This window comes from Streptomyces sp. W16, assembly GCF_033194735.1.
GTDB lineage: Bacteria > Actinomycetota > Actinomycetes > Streptomycetales > Streptomycetaceae > Streptomyces.
Genome location: NZ_JAWOAI010001226.1, coordinates 1 through 284, shown reverse-complemented (window position 1 = coordinate 284; position 284 = coordinate 1). Strand labels below are relative to the sequence as shown.

Below are 284 nucleotides of genomic sequence, written 5' to 3'. Positions count from 1 at the left end.
AACTCCACCGCCTACCGGCAGCTGGTCTCCCGCAACGGCGCCGGCATGAAGCAGGGCGACAACGTCCTCATCTGGGGCGCGAGCGGCGGACTCGGCTCGTACGCCACGCAGTTCGCGCTCGCGGGCGGTGCCAACCCCATCTGTGTCGTGTCCTCGCCCCAGAAGGCGGACATCTGCCGGGCGATGGGCGCCGAGGCGATCATCGACCGCAACGCCGAGGACTACCGGTTCTGGAAGGACGAACACAACCAGGACCCGCGCGAGTGGAAGCGGTTCGGCAAGCG

The 284-nt window shown here is 68.7% G+C and carries 1 protein-coding gene; it reads left to right on the top strand.

The window, feature by feature from the left end; genetic code table 11:
• Positions 1-284 (top strand): zinc-binding dehydrogenase (locus R6V09_RS54335; RefSeq protein ID WP_317888710.1); only part of this gene is annotated, 284 nt, incomplete at both ends.